Genomic DNA, 585 nt, shown 5'->3' with positions numbered 1-585 from the left:
AGGCAGGCATTGGCATTCAGCTCCATTTCACTGAGCAGCAGTCGGGGTTCGCGCTTGCCTTCAAACGCCAAACCGCTGCGAAAGTAGCTGCGTTTGTAGCGTTTGAGCTCTTGCTTGAGAGCAGCCCAGTGCCATGCCCGCACGGCAAGAGGCCACTCGATACGGCATCCGGTCAACGGATGCTCGAACTTGCCCTGCAGCCTGACCACGGCTTGTGTCAACGCAGGCACCACGGCTGCCCAGTTGCCCGCTACGAGTTCGTCGGTAGCCACCGTCACGGTAACTACCTGCGCGCGTGAGTACCCATCACTCGCAGAGATCAGCAGGAGCGATGCAAACGATGCCTCGCGGGCGTGTCGGCTTTGCCAGAGCGGCATTGCTGTGTGGCCCATCGCCTCTAGCGCCTTGGAAAAGTCCATACTCTGAGGGGCGCAGGTCGTCGCGGCTGGCTGCACTGAATTCTCCGGCATGTCAGGGCTCGTCAAGGGCGTTGGACGCGCAGCATAGGCAGCGGAGTAGCACTGCATCAATCCACGCTAATGGGAGCGAACTCCGTGGTGGGGGCCAGCTTGAGGATCAGTTGCA

1 protein-coding gene is annotated in these 585 nt (G+C 60.9%); it reads right to left on the bottom strand.

Annotated elements, in window-relative coordinates; genetic code table 11:
* On the bottom strand, positions 1-419 hold a 419-nt coding region (locus tag Q5762_RS36960; protein WP_315896693.1), incomplete at its 3' end, for a hypothetical protein.
* Positions 420-585 lie beyond the last annotated feature (166 nt).

The organism is Streptomyces sp. P9(2023) (genome assembly GCF_032436795.1).
Classification (GTDB): domain Bacteria; phylum Actinomycetota; class Actinomycetes; order Streptomycetales; family Streptomycetaceae; genus Streptomyces.
The sequence above is the reverse complement of the archived record's forward strand: the minus strand, read 5'-3'. Positions and strand labels throughout refer to the sequence as shown.